Raw genomic sequence first — 16549 nt, forward strand, 5'->3', positions numbered from 1 at the left:
ACCGCCAGCCAAAAAACACATCACATCAGGGCGCGTTCCGGGACTTCCGGGGCCGCCCTTTTTTGCTGCACCGTTCTGCCCCCATTCCTCCATGACCGTCTCCACCCAAGGCCTGCACATCCGCACCGGCTCGCGCATTGTCAGCGAGCTGGTGGAGTTGCTGTCGTCGATGCGGTTTGCCATTTCGCTGCTCACCGTGATCTGCATCGCGTCGGTGATCGGCACGGTGGTCAAACAGCACGAACCCTTCATCAACTACGTCAACCAGTTCGGGCCTTTCTGGGCCGACGTGTTTGCCAGCGCGAACCTGTACTCGGTCTACAGCGCGTGGTGGTTCCTGTTGATCCTGGCGTTCCTGGTCGTCAGCACCAGCCTGTGCATCGCCCGCAACACGCCCAAGATCTTTGCCGACCTCAAGGCCTACAAGGAAAACATCCGAGAGCAAAGTCTGAAGGCTTTTCCGCACCGTGCCGAGGGTGAGCTGGGCGAGACGCCCGAAGCCGCGGCGAACCGCATCGGCCAGGCCTTGCTGGGCTCGGGCTGGAAGGTCAAGCTGCAGTCGCGCACCACCGCGGCAGGCACCGGCTGGATGGTGGCGGCCAAGGCTGGCGCGGCCAACAAGATTGGCTACCTCGCCGCGCACAGCGCCATCGTGCTGGTGTGCATCGGCGGTCTGCTCGATGGCGATCTGATGGTGCGCGCGCAGACCTGGTTCAACGGCAAGACGCCCTTCATGGGTGGCGGCTTGATCGCCGATGTGCCGGCTCAGCACCGGCTCTTGGCAGGCAACCCCACCTTCCGCGGCAACCTGCTGGTGACCGAGGGCACGACGGCGGGCACGGCCATTCTCGCGCAGCCCCAGGGTGTGCTGCTGCAGGATCTGCCGTTCTCGGTCGAACTCAAGAAGTTCATCGTCGAGTACTACGACACCGGCATGCCCAAGCTGTTCGCCAGCGAGATCGTGATCCACGACAACGAGACCGGTGAGAGCAAGGAAGCGCGGGTGGAGGTGAACCACCCCGCCAGCCACCGCGGCATCAACATCTACCAGTCCAGCTTCGATGACGGCGGTTCGCGTGTGAAGCTGCAGGCTGTGCCGCTGAACGGGCCCACGCGGCCCTTCGAGATCGAGGGCACCATCGGTAGCTCGACCGCGCTGAGCAATGGCGACGACAAGCTCACGCTGGAGTACACCGGCCTGCGCGTGATCAACGTGGAGAACTTCGCCACCAGCAACGCCGCCGACGGCGTCGATGTGCGCAAGGTGGATCTGCGGGGCTCGATCGAGAGCCGCCTGGGCTCGGGCCACAAGACCGCGACCGAGAAGACGCTGCGCAACGTGGGGCCGAGCGTGTCTTACAAGCTGCGCGATGCGGCGGGTCAGGCGGTGGAGTACCACAACTACATGCTGCCGGTGGAGATCGACGGCGCGCGTGTGTACCTGCTGGGCCTGCGCGAGACGCCGGCCGAACCGTTCCGCTACCTGCGCATTCCCGTGGACGACAAGGATGGCCTCGACGGTTTCGTGCGCCTGCGCGCCGCCTTGGGCGACCCGCAGTTGCGCGATCTGGCGGTGCGCCGTTACGCGGCCTCGGCGGTGGAAGACGGCCGCCCCGAGCTGGCCGAAGCCTTGGCCGCCTCGGCCACGCGCGCCCTGGGCCTGTTTGCCGGCGCCGAGTCGGTGAACGCGCCCGGCGTGCAACCGGTGGTGGCGAACGGCACCACCGACAAGCCCATTCGCGGAGGCCTGCAGGCCGTCTCGGCCTTCCTTGAAAACAACGTGCCGGCCGCCGAACGCGAGCGAGCGAGCGATGTGCTGGTGCGCATCCTCAACGGCACGCTGTTCGAGCTGATGCAGATCAGCCGCGAGCGCGCCGGCCTGCCGCCGCTGGAGCGCAGCGAGGCCACGCAGCAGTTCATGTCGCAGTCGGTGATCAGCCTGAGCGACACCTTCTTCTACCCCGCGCCCATGACCTTCCAGCTCAAGGACTTCACGCACGTGCAGGCCAGCGTGTTCCAGGTCGCGCGCGCACCGGGCCAGAACATCGTCTACCTGGGCTGCCTGTTGCTCATTCTGGGCGTTTTTGCCATGCTCTACGTCCGCGAGCGCCGCCTCTGGGTCTGGCTCTCGCCCTCGGGTGAGCAATCCTCGCAGGCCCGCATGGCGCTGTCGTCGAACCGCAAGACGATGGACGCCGACCGTGAATTCGAGCTGTTGAAGACCCAATTGTTGAAGGTGCATCCATGAATACCGTCGCCGCCACGCAGACCATCGAACTGAAGAAGGGTCACCACGGGCAGGGCCTGGAGCCCGGTTACTTCGCGCGCCGCAATGTCTGGGACTGGCTGTTCGCCGTGTTCGTGATCGCGGGGGCTGCCTGGGCCTTCACACGCTACAACGCGGCCATGGACGGCTACGAGAAGGCCATCCTCGTGGGCACCGTGCCTTGCATGATCTGGCTGGGCTGGTTCTGGCGCCCGCTGCGCGCGCTCACCGTCGTGGTGGCGGCCACGGCGCTGCTCGCGATCTGGCTGTACCAGACGCCCGCCGGCACGGCCGACCTCGCGCGGGCCGACCAGGTCTTCCTGCTGAAGTACTTCATCTCCAGCCAATCCGCCATCCTGTGGATGAGCGTGCTGTTCTTCATGAGCACCGCGTTCTACTGGGTCGGCATGTTCAAGCGCGCGGGCGACACCTTTGAACTGCTGGGTTCGCGCATGGCCTGGGTGGCGGTGACGCTGGCCCTGATCGGCACCATGGTGCGCTGGTACGAGAGCCATCAGATCGGCCCCGACATCGGGCACATCCCGGTGAGCAACCTGTACGAAGTGTTCGTGCTGTTCTGCTGGATGACGACGGCTTTCTATCTTTATTACGAAGACCAGTACAAGACGCGTCGCATGGGCGCATTCGCGATGCTGGTGGTCAGCGCCGCGGTGGGCTTCCTGCTCTGGTACACCCTGGTGCGCGAGGCGCATGCCATCCAGCCACTGGTGCCCGCCCTCAAGAGCTGGTGGATGAAGCTGCATGTGCCGGCCAACTTCATCGGCTACGGCACCTTCGCCATTGCCGCGATGCTGGCCTTTGCCTACCTGATCAAGCAGAGCGCCACCGAAAGCCGCTGGTACAAGCTCGCGCCGCTGTGGCTGCTGGGCGTGGTGCTGTGTTTCGAGCCCATCGTGTTCCGCCAGTCGGCGGCGGAAAACGGCAGCAGCTACTGGTTCGTGTACTTCGGCGTTTCGGCGCTGATCGTGGGCACCATCCTGTTTGGCCGCCGCCGCATTGCCGAGCGCCTGCCCAGCTTCGAGGTGCTCGACGACGTGATGTACAAGGCCATCGCGGTGGGCTTTGCGTTCTTCACCATCGCCACCGTGCTGGGCGCCCTGTGGGCGGCCGAGGCCTGGGGTGGCTACTGGAGCTGGGACCCGAAGGAAACCTGGGCGCTGATCGTCTGGTTGAACTACGCCGCCTGGCTGCACATGCGGCTCATCAAGGGCCTGCGTGGCACGGTCTCGGCCTGGTGGGCGCTGGTGGGCCTGGCGATCACGACCTTCGCCTTCATCGGCGTGAACATGTTCCTCTCCGGCCTGCACAGCTACGGCGAACTCTGACGCGGGTTGGGCCTGGTTCCGGTGCGCGCGGCGGCGCCGGAACTTTGTGAGAACCGGTTCGGTCCTAAGATCGACGAACCCGCGACGCGGCATCTTCCGCCGTCGGGTGTCTTCAGCAAGGATGGTCCCATGCTCATTCGCACGCGCGACAATGGCTTCGAGCACCCCCTCTCCAGCGAGATCACGCCGCCGGCGGCCTACCAGAACCGGCGCCAATGGCTGCTGACCGCGGCGGCGATGGGCGGCATGGCTTCCTGGGCTGCGCGCGATGCTTGGGCTCAGGCCGCTTCGGTCACGCCCAAACCCGGCAAGCTCGCTGCCTTGCCCGGCAAGCGCTCCGCCGTGGACGGTGCGATGACGATGGAGGCACTCACCTCCTACGACGACGTCAGCTCCTACAACAACTTCTACGAGTTCGGCACCGACAAGTCCGACCCCGTGGCCCAGGCCAAGACCCTCAAGCCCCGGCCCTGGACGGTGGCCGTTGAAGGTCTGGTGAACAAGCCCGGCACCTTCGACCTGGACGCCCTGCTCAAGCTCAGCCCGATGGAGGAGCGCATCTACCGGCTGCGCTGCGTCGAGGGCTGGTCCATGGTCATTCCCTGGGTGGGCTACTCGCTGAGCGAACTCATCAAGCAGGTGCAGCCTCAGGGCAGCGCCAAGTACGTCGAATTCGTGACGTTGGCCGACCCCAAACAGATGCCCGGCCTGCGCTCCAACGTGCTGGGCTGGCCTTATGTGGAGGGCCTGCGGCTGGACGAGGCCATGCACCCGCTGACGCTGCTGGCCTTCGGCATGTACGGCGAGGTGCTGCCCAACCAGAACGGTGCGCCGCTGCGCCTGGTGGTGCCCTGGAAGTACGGCTTCAAGAGCGGGAAGTCGCTGGTGAAGATCCGTTTCACCGACAAGGAACCGCGCACGGCGTGGAACGTGGCCGCGCCGCAGGAGTACGGCTTCTACTCGAACGTCAACCCCGAGGTCTCGCACCCGCGCTGGAGCCAGGCCACGGAGCGCCGCATCGGCGAGGGAGGTGGCCTGTTTGCCAAGCGCCGCCAGACGCAGATGTTCAACGGTTACGCGCCCCAGGTCGGCCAGCTCTACGCCGGCATGGATCTTCGCAAGCTGTATTGATCGGCATGCAGCGCCGCCCGCCTGCCGGAGGGCCGGTCAACCGCGTGCTCAGCCACGGCGCTGCCAAGCCGGTGGCGTTCGTGCTGGCCAGCTTGCCCTTTGTCTGGCTGGTGTTCGCGGCCTTTGCCGATCGGCTGGGGGCCAACCCGGCCGAGGCCCTGATCCGCTCGCTGGGCGATTGGACCCTGCGTTTCCTGGTGCTGGTGCTGGCGATCACGCCCCTGCGCGTGAGCCTGGGCTGGCCCGCGTTGCTGCGCCTGCGGCGCATGGTGGGGCTGTTCGTTTTCTTCTACGCCTGCATGCACCTGCTGGCCTATGCCTGGTTCGACATGGAATTTGATGTGGTGGGCATCGCGGCCGACGTCGCCAAGCGCCCGTTCATCCTGGTGGGCTTCCTCTCCTGGCTGTTGCTGCTGCCGCTGGCGGCCACTTCGTTCAACCGCGCCATCCGCACGCTGGGGGCGCGGCGCTGGCAACTGCTGCACCGCGCGGTGTATGTGATCGCGGGCCTGGCGGTGCTGCATTTTTTCTGGATGCGCGCCGGCAAGAACGACTTTGCGGAGGTGGCCGTGTACGCCGCGATCCTGGGCAGCCTGCTGGCCTGGCGCCTGTGGCGCCGGCTCAAAAGCTGAGCCTGTTCAGGCCTGCTTGCCGCGCCAGCGCTCCACCAGCGCGATGGCCTCGCCCATGATGCCGCGGCGGAAGGCCAGCACGCACACCACGAAGATGAAGCCGATCACCATCGTCACCGACTCGCCCAGGCCATTGAACCAGTCGATGCCGGTCACGCCCGCCAGGAAATGGCCGATCTCGCCGAGCTTGTTTTCCAACGCGATCACCACCGCGGCACCCACCAGCGGACCGGACAGGGTGCCCAGGCCCCCCACCAGCGTCATCAGCACCACCGAGCCGGACATGGTCCAGTGCACATCGGTGAGTGTGGCAAAGCCCATGGCCAGGGTCTTGAGCGAACCTGCCAGGCCGGACAACGCGGCCGACAACACGAACACCAGCAGCTTGAAACGCTGCGTGTCGTAGCCCAGCGAGATGGCGCGCGGCTCGTTTTCCTTGATCGCCTTGAGGATCTGGCCGAAAGGGGAGTGCACGATGCGCATGATGAGCAGGAACGCCGCCACCGTGATCAGCAAGGTGAAGTAGTACATGGTCATGTCGTTGCCGAGCTCGATGAAGCCCAGCAGCCGGCCGCGCGGCACACCTTGCAGACCATCCTCGCCCCCCGTGAAGGGCATCTGCAGGCAGAAGAAGAACAGCATCTGCGCCAGCGCCAGGGTGATCATGGTGAAGTAGATGCCCTGGCGGCGGATCGCGAGCGACCCCACCAGCCAGCCCAGCACCGCGCCCGCCAGGGTGCCGATCACCAGACCCAGCTCGGGCGGCACGCCCCAGACCTTCAGCGCGTGGCCGGTGACATAGGCCGAGCCGCCCAGAAAGGCCGCGTGGCCGAACGAGAGCAGGCCGGTGTAGCCCAGCAGCAGGTTGAAGGCCGAGGCATAGAGCGCGAAGCACAGCAGCTTCATCACCAGCACCGGGTAGATGCCGATGAAGGGAACGGCCAGCAGCACCAGCAGCAGCAAGCCGTAGAGGATGTTCTTGGAAGTCGTGTTCATGCGGCTGGCTTCACTTTTCCTTGCCGAACAGGCCGGCCGGCCGGATCAGCAGCACGATGGCCATGATGACGAAGACCACGGTGGACGAGGCCTCGGGATAGAAGACCTTGGTCAGTCCTTCGATGACGCCCAGGCCCAGGCCGGTGAGGATGGTGCCGAGAATGGAGCCCATGCCTCCGATCACCACCACGGCAAAGACGATGATGATGAGGTTCTGCCCCATGAGCGGGGACACCTGCATGATGGGCGCGGCCAGCACGCCGGCCAGGCCCGCCAGCGCCACGCCAAAGCCGTAGGTCAGCGTGACCATCAGCGGCACGTTGATGCCGAAGGCTTCCACCAGCCGGGGGTTCTCGGTGCCCGCGCGCAGGTAGGCGCCGAGCTTGGTCTTTTCGATCACGTACCAGGTGGCGAAACACACCACGAGCGAGGCCAGCACCACGAAGCCGCGGTAGTTCGGCATCACCATGAAGCCCAGGTTGGTGGCGCCCGAGATGGGGGCGCTGTAAGGCAGGCCCGAGACCCCGTAGGCCGAGCGAAGCACGCCTTCCAGCATCAGCGTGAGGCCCAGCGTGAGCAGCAGGCCGTAGAGGTGGTCCAGGCGGTAGATCCAGCGCAGGAAAAGCCGTTCGATGACGATGCCCACCACGCCCACGGCCAGCGGGGCGAGCACGATCATCACCCAGAAGTTCAGCTCTAGGTAGTTCATGCCCATCCAGGTCAGCACCGCGCCCAGCATGAACAGCGCGCCGTGCGCGAAGTTGATGACGTTGAGCAGGCCGAAGATGACCGCCAGCCCCAGGCTCAGGATGGCGTAGAACGAGCCGTTGACCAGGCCCAGCAACAACTGGCCCAGCAGGGCGGACAAGGGTATTCCGAAGAAGTCCATCGGCAGGGCGTGGGTTGGGGGTGGGTGAGGTCAGGCCGTGTGGACAGGGACACCCGCGGGCCGCGGCCCGCGGGTGTCCCGCTCAGATCACTTCCAGAGCTTGCACTTGGAGTCGGCCTTGGTCGTGAAGACCGAATCGCCCGGCAGCGTGGCGGCCACCTTCATGTAGTCCCACGGCTTGGTGGACTCGGCGGGCTTCTTCACCTCCAGCAGGTACATGTCGTGCACGTAGCGGCCATCGGGGCGGATGTTGCCCTTGCCGAAGAAGTCGTTGATCGGCATCTTCTTGAGCTGTTCCATCACCTTGTCGCTGTCGGTGGTCTTGGCTGCTGTCACCGCTTTCAGGTAGGTGGTGGTGGCCGAGTAGTTGGCGGCCTGGATGCTGGTCGGCATGCGCTTGGCCTTGTCGAAGAACTTCTTGGCGAACGCACGGCTCGCATCGTCCTTGTCCCAGTACCAGCTGTCGGTCAGGTACATGCCCTGCGTGTCTTTCAGGCCCAGGCTGTGCACGTCGGTGATGAACATCAGCAGGCCCGCCAGCTTCATTGTCTTGGTGATGCCGAATTCGCTCGCGGCCTTGATCGAGGCGATGGTGTCGCCGCCCGCGTTGGCCAGGCCGAGGATCTTGGCGCCCGAGCTCTGGGCCTGCAGCAGGAAGGAGGAGAAGTCCGAGGTGTTGAGCGGCGCGCGCACCGCACCCTTCACGGCACCGCCGGCCGCCTTCACGACGTTGCCGGTGTCGGTTTCCAGCGCGTGGCCGAAGGCGTAGTCGGCCGTCAGGAAGAACCAGTCCTTGCCGCCCTGCTTGACGATCGCACTGCCGGTGCCCTTGGCCAGGGCCACGGTGTCGTAGGCGTAGTGCACGGTGTAGGGAGAGCAGGCGTCGTTGGTGAGCGCGGACGAGCCCGCGCCGTTGACGATGTACAGCTTCTTCTTCTCTTCGGCCACCTTGGCCGTGCGCCAGGGCGGTGCCGGAGTTGGTGCCGCCGATCATGACGTCCAGGCCCTGAGTGTCGATCCATTCGCGGGCCTTGGAGGCCGCGATGTCGGCCTTGTTCTGGTGATCGGCGCTCAGCAGCTCGATGGGCTTGCCCAGCACCTTGCCACCGAAGTCGTCGATGGCGATCTGGATCGCCATGGCGCCGTTCTTGCCGTCCACGTCGGAGTACAGGCTCGACATGTCGGTGGTGAAGCCGATGCGCACTTTGTCCTGTGCGTGGGCGGCGGTGAACAGCCCCCGCGGCACCCAGTGCCAGGGTGAGCAGTTTGACGGTGTGTTTCATGCTGTCAGTCTCCGTTGAGGTGGCGGTTGGGGGGAAGCGGTGATCGGTGAACGGGGTGAGGGCGCTCAGACGCCCAGCAGCTCGTGAAGAACGGGCATCTTTTCGGTCAGCTGGGAGGCGCTGAAGTGCTCGACCATGCGGCCGTGCTCCATCACGTAGAAGCGGTCGGCCAGCGGGGCGGCGAAGCGGAAGTTCTGCTCCACCATGACCACGGTGTAGCCCTTGCTCTTGAGCATCTTGATCATGCGGGCCAGGGCTTGCACGATCACGGGAGCGAGGCCTTCGGAGATCTCGTCGAGCAACAGCAGGTGGGCGCCGGTGCGCAGGATGCGGGCCACGGCCAGCATCTGCTGCTCTCCGCCGGACAGGCGCGTGCCCTGGCTGTGGCGGCGCTCGGCCAGGTTGGGAAACATCTCGTAGATGTCGTCCACCGACATGCCCTTGCCCGAGCCCTTGAGCGTGGGGGGCAGCAGGAGGTTTTCCTCGCACGAGAGGCTGGCGAAGATGCCGCGTTCCTCGGGGCAGTAACCGATGCCGTGGCGTGCGATGCGGTGGGTGGGCAGGTGGATGAGCTCCTGCCCGTTGCTCTGGATGGAGCCCTTGCGCGAGCCGGTCAGGCCCAGGATGGCGCGCAGCGTGGAGGTGCGCCCCGCGCCGTTGCGCCCGAGCAGGGTGACGACCTCGCCCGGTTGCACGACCATGTCCACCCCATGCAGCACATGCGATTCGCCGTACCAGGCCTGCAGGTTCTTGATCTCGAGCGCCGGTGCGGTCATCAGTGCGCTCCCTGGAGCTGGCCGTCGGTGGTGCCCATGTAGGCCTCCATCACGGCGGGATTGCCAGAGACCTGGGCGTACGAGCCCTCGGCCAGCACGGCCCCGCGTTGCAACACCGTGATCGTGTCGGCGATGTTCGAGACCACGCCCATGTTGTGCTCCACCATCAGGATGGTGCGGCCGGTCGCCACCTTCTTGATGAGCTGGGTCACGCGGTCCACGTCTTCGTGACCCATGCCCTGGGTGGGTTCGTCCAGCAGCATCAGCTCGGGCTCCATGGCCAGGGTGGTGGCGATCTCGAGCGCGCGTTTGCGGCCGTAGGGCAGGTTGACCGTGGTCTCGCGCGCGAAGTCCTGCAGGCCGACTTCGGTCAGCAACTGGTGGGCCCGTTCGTTGAGCTGGTTGAGAGAACGTTCGCTCTTCCAGAAATGATAGGCCGTGCCCAGCTGGCGCTGCAGGCCGACGCGCACGTTCTCGAGCACGCTCAGGTGAGGAAACACCGCTGAGATCTGGAAGGAACGGATGATGCCGCGGCGCGCGATCTGCGCCGGTTGCTCACGCGTGATGTCCTGGCCGTTGAACAGGATCTGGCCTTGCGTTGGCTCCAGGAACTTGGTCAGCAGGTTGAAGCACGTGGTTTTGCCGGCGCCATTGGGTCCGATCAATGCATGAATCGCCCCGCGCTGGACGCGCAGATTGACGTCGTTGACCGCGGTGAAACCCTTGAAGGACTTGGTGAGCTGGCGAGTTTCCAGAATGGTGTCGCTGGTCTTGTCGTGCATGGGATGGGGGCGCTTCCAGAAGGCCGTCGGGCCATGTTGCTGTGCACAATGTCGACGGATTCTGGAGGACTCGATCTGCACGGCCTATAGGTGCAAACACCGAGGGGAGTATGGCGGCCCGCTGCACCATGAGCGGGCACGCGGCTTGGCGCCGCGTGCATTCATGCAAGGGTGTCGCGCTCGAGACGGCGCGAGAGGTCAGAGCAGGCGCTCGAGCCGTGTCTGGTCGGCCAGGGATTCGCGCGCGCGGATCAGGTGCGCGTGTGCACCATCCACCAGCACTTCCGCCGCGCGGCCCCGCGTGTTGTAGTTGCTGGCGATGCTCATGCAGTACGCGCCCGCCGACAGCACGGCCAGCAAGTCACCCGCCTGCACCGCGAGCGCGCGGTCGCGGCCGATCCAGTCGCCGCTCTCGCACACAGGGCCCACCACGTCCCAGGTCGGTGTGTCTTCTGAGGCGCGCGGTGCGACCGGCACGATGCGGTGAAACGCCTGGTACATCGCCGGTCGCGGCAGATCGTTCATGGCCGCGTCCACGATCAGGAAGTTCTTCTGCTCGCCGGGCTTGAGGTACAGCACCTCGGTGAGGCACACGCCGGCATTGCCCACCAGCGAGCGGCCGGGCTCGATGCAGATCTGGCGGTCGCCGAAACCCCGCGCGTCCAGGCGTTGCAGCAGGGCGCGCCAGAGCACATCGGCTTCCGGTGGGTTGTCACCCTGGTAGTCGATGCCCAGGCCACCGCCGAAGTCGATGTGTTCGATCGGCACGCCGGCCGTTTCGATCTGTTCCACGAGGTCGAGCACGCGGTCCATGGCGTCGAGGTAGGGGCCGGTCTGCGTGATCTGGGAGCCAATGTGGCAGTCGATGCCGACCACGCGCAGGCCAACGCACGCGGCGGCGTGCTGGTAGGTCGACAACACGTCCTCGTGCGCGATGCCGAACTTGTTGCCCTTGAGGCCGGTGGAAATGTAAGGGTGAGTCTGTGCGTCCACGTTGGGATTGACACGGATGCTCACCGGTGCGCGCAGGCCCATGCCCCGGGCCACCTCATCGAGCACGTCGAGCTCGGCGCGGCTTTCCACGTTGAAACAACCGATGCCCACGGAGAGCGCCTGGCGCATCTCGGCGCGCGTCTTGCCCACACCGGAAAAGATGACCTTGGCCGGATCGACGCCCACCGCCAGGGCGCGTTCAAGCTCGCCGCCCGAGACGATGTCCAGCCCGCAGCCCGCGGCCACCAGGGTCTGCAGGATCGCCAGCGATGAATTGGCTTTCATGGCGTAGCAGATCAGGTGCCGACGCCCGGCCAGACCACGCTGGTACGCGGCCAGCGCTTGCAGCATGGCGGCGCGGCTGTACACGAACAGCGGCGTGCCATGCTCGCGAGCCAGCGCGGCCAGAGACACGCCCTCGACCATGAGTTGCTGGTCCTGGTAGGTGACGAAGGGCGGCAACGGGGTGGCGGGCAGGCCGGCGAGTGTGGTCATGCGAGCGGTGCGAAGCGAAGAGGGCGGCGGATCAACGCTGCGCTGGGGTGGTGGGCGTCTCGGCAGGAGCCGTTGGAGCGGGGGCTGATGACTTCTTGGGCGCGGGCGCGTTGGGATCGGGCAGGTACAGGGGGCCCTTTCGCCACACGCCGCGAGCACCAAGGCGCTCACGGCGATGGCGATGCCACGCGAGGGGCCGACAGCCCGACCTAGAATGCGTTTCAAACCAAACATCGACGCATTGTAATGACCGACACCGAGTACCAGGACCGCGCAGAAGCGCTGCTTCGGACGATTGAACTGGCCTGCGACCGCATCAACGACGAGACCGATGCCGACGTCGACAACCAGCGGGTGGGCGGCATGATCACCCTGACCTTCGCCAACGGCAGCCAGATCATCATCAACCTGCAGAAGCCGCTGCACGAAGTGTGGATGGCTGCGCGTGCCGGTGGCTTCCACTACAAGCACGACGGCCGAGCCTGGATGGACACCAAGGGGCAGGGCGAGTTCTTTGCCCACCTCTCGCGTTGCGCCTCGGAGCAGGCCGGGCAGTCGCTGGGCTTCAGTTCCTGAAGAGGTCCAGGATGCTGCGGCGCTCTTCGGTGGGTCCTGCAGGGGGCTTGCTGATAGGGACACCGTTGGCATCCAGCTCGGGTGGCGCCCCGGTGGCTCCCGGCAGGGGATCTTGCAACCCCAGGCTGTGCACACCACGTCCTGGGCCGAACTCCTCGTAGTACCACTCGCCGCCGACGTTGATCACGCCGGAGGGCGCTGTGTAGGAGGCGACGGGAACGCCCTTGAGGGCTTCCGTCATGAAGGAAATCCAGATCGGCAGGCTCAGGCCGCCGCCGGTTTCTCGGCTGCCGAGGTTGCGCGGGGAGTCGTAGCCCACCCAGGCCGCGGCCACCAGCGTGGGCTGGTAACCGACGAACCAGGCATCCACCGAATCGTTGGTCGTGCCGGTCTTGCCGTACAGGTCGGTCCGCTTCAGGGTGGCCTGCGCCCGCGCGGCCGTGCCGGACCGGGTAATTTCCTGCAGCAGGCTGTTCATGATGAAGGCATTGCGAGGTTCGATCGCGCGTTGCTCTTCGGTGGGGCTCACTTCCGGCGCTTCGTACAGCAGCTTGCCCTTGTGGTCGCTCACCCGCAGGATGAGGGTGGGTGCAATGCGGTAGCCACCATTGGCAAACACGGCGTAGCCGGTGCGCCATCTGCATCGGGGTGACCGAGCCCGCGCCCAGCGCCATCGTGAGGTAGGGGGGGTGTTTGTCGGCATCGAAGCCGAAACGCGACACCCACTGCTGCGCACTCTGCGTGCCGACCAGTTGCAGCACTCGAATGGACACCATGTTCTTCGACTTGGCCAGCGCGCGCCGCACCGACATGGGGCCTTCGAACTGACCGTCGTAGTTCTTCGGTTCCCAGGGCTTGCCGCCGGTTTCTCCCGCAGAGTAGAAGAGCGGCGCGTCGTTGACCACCGTCATCGGCGTCACGCCCTTTTCCAGTGCCGCTGAGTAGATGAACGGCTTGAAGCTCGAACCGGGCTGGCGCCAGGCCTGCGTGACGTGGTTGAACTTGCTCTTCTGGAAGTCGAACCCGCCGACCAGGGCAATCACCTTGCCGGAACGCGGGTCCAGCGCCACGAAGGCCGACTCGACCTCCGGCAGCTGTGTGATGCGCCAGACCTTGGGGGCTGTCTGCACGACGCGGATCACCGCGCCCGGCCGGATCTTGACGTTGGGGCCCGCTTTGTCGGACAGGCCCGACTGCACGGGCTTGAGGCCTTCACCGGTGATCTCGAACGGCTCGCCATCCTGGCGCACGGCCACCACGCGCTTGGCATTGGCCTCCAGCACGACCGCCGACAGCAAGTCGTCGTTGTCCGGGCGATCCGTCAGCGCTTCGTCGATGGCGTCGTCGCGCGCCGCCTTGTCTTCCGGCAAGTCGATGAACAACTCCGGCCCCCGGTAGAACTGGCGCCGCTCGTAGTCCAGCACCCCCTGGCGCACGGCACGGTAGGCCGCGAGTTGTTCGTTCGCCTTGATGGTGGTCGTCACGACCAAGCCTCGTGTATAGGCTTCTTCTCCATATTGAGAGACGATGGACTGGCGCACCATCTCGGCCACGAACTCGGCGTGAGGTCTGTTCGAGGGGTTCAATGCCCGCAGCTTCAGCTGCTCGGCCTTCGCCACTTCGGCTTCTTCGGGGGTGATGAAGCCGTTTTCCACCATCCGGTCGATGATGTGCAACTGGCGCGCGCGCGCGCGGCGCGGGTTCTTGACAGGGTTGTAGGCGGAAGGCGCCTGGGGCAGACCGGCGAGCATGGCCGCTTCCGCAATGGTCACATCCTTCAGGGACTTGCCAAAGTAGATCTGCGATGCGGCGGAAAAACCGTAGGCCCGCTGTCCCAGGAAGATCTGATTCATATAGATCTCGAGGATCTGCTCCTTGGTCAGCATGTGCTCCAGCTTGAACGTCAGGAGCACCTCGTAGATCTTGCGGGTGTAGCTCTTCTCGGCGGACAGGTACACGTTGCGCGCCACCTGCATGGTGATGGTGGACGCCCCCTGGCTCTTGGCCTGCCGCAGATTGGCGAGGGCTGCGCGAAGCATGCCACGGTAGTCGACGCCGTTGTGTTCAAAGAAGCGAGCGTCTTCGATGGCCAGCACCGCGTGCTTCATGACCGCGGGGATCTCGTTGATGGTGAGCAGGTTGCGCCGCTCTTCACCAAACTCGCCGATCAACGAGCCATCGGACGAGATCACACGCAAAGGCAGCTTGGGCCGGTAGTCGGCCAAGCCGGCCACCTCGGGCAGATTGGGATAGGCCACCGCGAGCGCGATGCCCACGGCCATCAACACGCACGCAACACCCGCCACCGCCAGTCCGGCCAGACCCACCACCAAGCGACCGGCCCAGATGAGTGCGGTTCGCCCAGTCAATACTGATGCGTCAGAGGGGCGAGGCGAAGAAGTGTCGTTCTTGGGCATGCAGTCGTTCAGAGCCGGAGCCCGTGATTATAAAAATCGGGATGGCGAGCTCAGATGGGCTCGGCAAGCATATTGTGAGTTGTTGTGTATTTCCCGGCCAAACGGCCGATGAAGCGGTAAACACCGGGTCCAGGATGCGTATGCTTTTGACAACGTTTCAGTTTGTCTCAAAGGCAAAAAATCTTTGCTGGACAAGGGGCTTACTGCTAGCATTCAAGTGAATTATTAAGTTTGGCGACGCCTGTCGCCATCATTTTTGGGGGCCACCTTGATCTCATTGGGGTCGTTATTCAGCCGGGAACCGGCGCCCTTGTTGGGCATCGATGTCAGCTCATCCAGCGTCAAATTGGTGGAGTTGAGCCGCAACCGTTCGGGCGACCTGGTGCTGGAGCGTTGCGCCATGGAGCCCCTGGAGCGAGGCTGGATCACCGACGGCAACATCGAGAAATTCGATGAGGTGGCCGAGGCGGTGCGTCGCGTGGTCCGCAAAAGCGGCAGCAAGACCAAGAATGTGGCGCTTGCTTTGCCAGCGTCGGCCGTGATCACCAAGAAGATCATTCTGCCAGGCGGCCTTTCCGACAAGGAACTTGAAGCCCAGGTCGAATCGGAAGCCAATCAATACATTCCCTTTTCGCTTGACGAGGTCAGCCTCGACTTCTGCGTCATCGGCCCGAGCGCCAATTCCGTGGGCGATGTGGAAGTGCTGATTGCCGCGTCGCGCAAGGAGAAGGTCTCGGACCGGCAAGGTTTGGCCGAGGCGGCCGGGCTCAAGCCGGTCGTGATGGACGTGGAGTCCTACGCTTCCCGAATGGCCGCAGGCCGCGTGATTGAAACTCTGCCCAACCAGGGCGTGGACTCGCTGGTGGCTCTGTTCGAGGTAGGCGCATTGACGACCAGCATGCAGGTGATGCGCAACGATGACGTGCTGTACGAACGCGATCAGGCCTTTGGCGGCGCTCAGCTGACGCAACTGATCGTGCGTCAGTACGGCTTTTCGTCGGACGAAGCCGAGGCCAAGAAGCGCTCGGGCGACTTGCCCGACGACTACCGTTCCGCGGTGCTCGACCCCTTCATCGAAAGCATGGCGCAGGAAGTCGGCCGTGCCCTCCAGTTCTTTTTCACCAGCACGCCGTACAACAAGGTGGACCACATTCTCCTCGCTGGTGGCAGCGCGGCGTTGCCGGGTCTGACCGAGGCCGTGACCCACCAGACATCGTTCGCCTGCATGGTGATCAATCCTTTTGACGCCATGGAAATGGCGGCTTCCGTTCAGGCGCGAAAGATGTCCCGCGAAGCGCCGTCGTACCTGACCTCCACCGGCCTGGCGCTGCGGAGGTTCTACCAATGATCCTCATCAACCTGTTGCCTCACCGTGAGGCGACCCGCAAGCGGCAAAAGGACCAGTTCTTCACGCAGTTGGGCTTGTCCGCGCTGTTGGGTGGGGTGATCTGCGGGGCGGTTTTTACCTGGTACCAGGGGCAGATTTCGGCGCAACAGGATCGAAATGCCTTTCTCCAGGGTGAAATCACGAAGCTGGATACCGAGATCAAGGACATCGCCAATCTGCAGCGCGAAATCGCCTCCTTGCGCGCTCGCCAGACGGCGGTGGAGAACCTGCAGGGTGACCGCAATCTGCCCGTGCACTTGCTGGATGAGCTGGTCGCGCAACTGCCCGATGGGGTCTACCTCACCAGCATGAAGCAGGACAACCAGAGCGTGTTGCTGGTGGGCGTGGCTCAATCGCAAGAGCGCGTCTCCGATCTGCTGCGCAATCTATCGAACAACAGCCCCTGGTTGGTGCGACCGGATCTGGTTGAAATCGTAGCGGCTAGACCCGCGGCCGGAGGCCGAGATCAGCGCCGCGTCTCGAATTTCACCATCCGTGTTTCGCTGAAGCGTCCTTCCGCGCCTCCGGCCTCCGCCGCGCCAGCTGCGCAGCGCAAAGTCTGAACAAGGGTCCGCGCAAC

The 16549-nt window shown here is 64.8% G+C and carries 12 protein-coding genes and 2 pseudogenes; 7 read left to right on the forward strand and 7 right to left on the reverse strand.

Going from position 1 to position 16549, the window contains the following annotated elements; genetic code table 11:
* The first annotated feature begins 91 nt into the window (after window positions 1-91).
* From ACFJI0_RS02545 to ACFJI0_RS02560, 4 genes are all read left to right on the forward strand, one after another.
* Complete coding sequence (locus tag ACFJI0_RS02545) at window positions 92-2248, forward strand: cytochrome c biogenesis protein ResB (RefSeq protein WP_382323335.1); 2157 nt, start codon at window positions 92-94, stop codon at window positions 2246-2248.
* Complete coding sequence (gene ccsB / locus ACFJI0_RS02550; RefSeq protein WP_382323336.1) at window positions 2245-3612, forward strand: c-type cytochrome biogenesis protein CcsB; 1368 nt, start codon at window positions 2245-2247, stop codon at window positions 3610-3612. The genes ACFJI0_RS02545 and ccsB overlap by 4 nt, the downstream gene beginning before the upstream one ends.
* Window positions 3613-3741: 129 nt before the next feature.
* A complete protein-coding gene (gene msrP, locus ACFJI0_RS02555) occupies window positions 3742-4743 on the forward strand; it encodes a protein-methionine-sulfoxide reductase catalytic subunit MsrP (protein ID WP_382161480.1) in 1002 nt (333 codons plus the stop codon).
* A 5-nt stretch (window positions 4744-4748) separates the two neighbouring features.
* Window positions 4749-5375, forward strand: a complete 627-nt coding sequence (locus ACFJI0_RS02560; RefSeq protein WP_382323337.1) for a sulfite oxidase heme-binding subunit YedZ — start codon at window positions 4749-4751, stop codon at window positions 5373-5375.
* A 6-nt stretch (window positions 5376-5381) separates the two neighbouring features.
* On the opposite strand, the gene ACFJI0_RS02565 is transcribed toward ACFJI0_RS02560, so the two are convergent.
* From ACFJI0_RS02565 to lysA, 6 genes and pseudogenes are all read right to left on the reverse strand, one after another.
* A complete protein-coding gene (locus ACFJI0_RS02565) occupies window positions 5382-6371 on the reverse strand; it encodes a branched-chain amino acid ABC transporter permease (RefSeq protein WP_382323338.1) in 990 nt (329 codons plus the stop codon).
* Window positions 6372-6381: 10 nt separating this feature from the next.
* The gene (locus tag ACFJI0_RS02570) at window positions 6382-7260 is read right to left on the reverse strand and encodes a branched-chain amino acid ABC transporter permease (protein WP_291113842.1); all 879 of its coding nucleotides are present in this window, start codon (window positions 7258-7260) and stop codon (window positions 6382-6384) included.
* An 87-nt stretch (window positions 7261-7347) separates the two neighbouring features.
* Window positions 7348-8543 (reverse strand): annotated as a pseudogene (locus tag ACFJI0_RS02575) (ABC transporter substrate-binding protein).
* Window positions 8544-8608: 65 nt separating this feature from the next.
* Entirely contained in the window at window positions 8609-9319 is a 711-nt protein-coding gene (locus ACFJI0_RS02580; RefSeq protein WP_382323339.1) for an ABC transporter ATP-binding protein, read from the reverse strand.
* A complete protein-coding gene (locus ACFJI0_RS02585) occupies window positions 9319-10101 on the reverse strand; it encodes an ABC transporter ATP-binding protein (RefSeq protein WP_382323340.1) in 783 nt (260 codons plus the stop codon). Before ACFJI0_RS02585 ends, ACFJI0_RS02580 begins: the two co-directional genes overlap by 1 nt.
* 198 nt (window positions 10102-10299) lie before the next feature.
* Window positions 10300-11589 (reverse strand): diaminopimelate decarboxylase, encoded by a 1290-nt coding sequence (gene lysA / locus ACFJI0_RS02590; RefSeq protein ID WP_382323341.1) that lies wholly within the window; start codon window positions 11587-11589, stop codon window positions 10300-10302.
* 246 nt (window positions 11590-11835) lie between these two features.
* Here lysA and cyaY point away from each other — a divergent pair, with 246 nt between their 5' ends.
* Window positions 11836-12165, forward strand: coding sequence for an iron donor protein CyaY (gene cyaY, locus ACFJI0_RS02595; protein ID WP_382323342.1), 330 nt, complete (start codon window positions 11836-11838; stop codon window positions 12163-12165).
* On the opposite strand, the pseudogene ACFJI0_RS02600 reads toward cyaY, so the two are convergent.
* Window positions 12155-14582, reverse strand: a pseudogene (locus ACFJI0_RS02600) (penicillin-binding protein 1A). The gene cyaY and the pseudogene ACFJI0_RS02600 overlap by 11 nt on opposite strands.
* 268 nt (window positions 14583-14850) lie before the next feature.
* On the opposite strand from ACFJI0_RS02600, the gene ACFJI0_RS02605 reads away from it, so the two are divergent.
* Window positions 14851-15930: a pilus assembly protein PilM gene (locus ACFJI0_RS02605; protein ID WP_291113824.1), complete on the forward strand. Its 1080-nt coding sequence runs from the start codon at window positions 14851-14853 to the stop codon at window positions 15928-15930.
* Window positions 15927-16532 (forward strand): PilN domain-containing protein, encoded by a 606-nt coding sequence (locus ACFJI0_RS02610; protein ID WP_382323343.1) that lies wholly within the window; start codon window positions 15927-15929, stop codon window positions 16530-16532. Before ACFJI0_RS02605 ends, ACFJI0_RS02610 begins: the two co-directional genes overlap by 4 nt.
* Window positions 16533-16549: the final 17 nt, after the last annotated feature.

Source organism: Hydrogenophaga sp. UC242_53 (genome assembly GCF_042696965.1).
Classification (GTDB): domain Bacteria; phylum Pseudomonadota; class Gammaproteobacteria; order Burkholderiales; family Burkholderiaceae_C; genus Hydrogenophaga.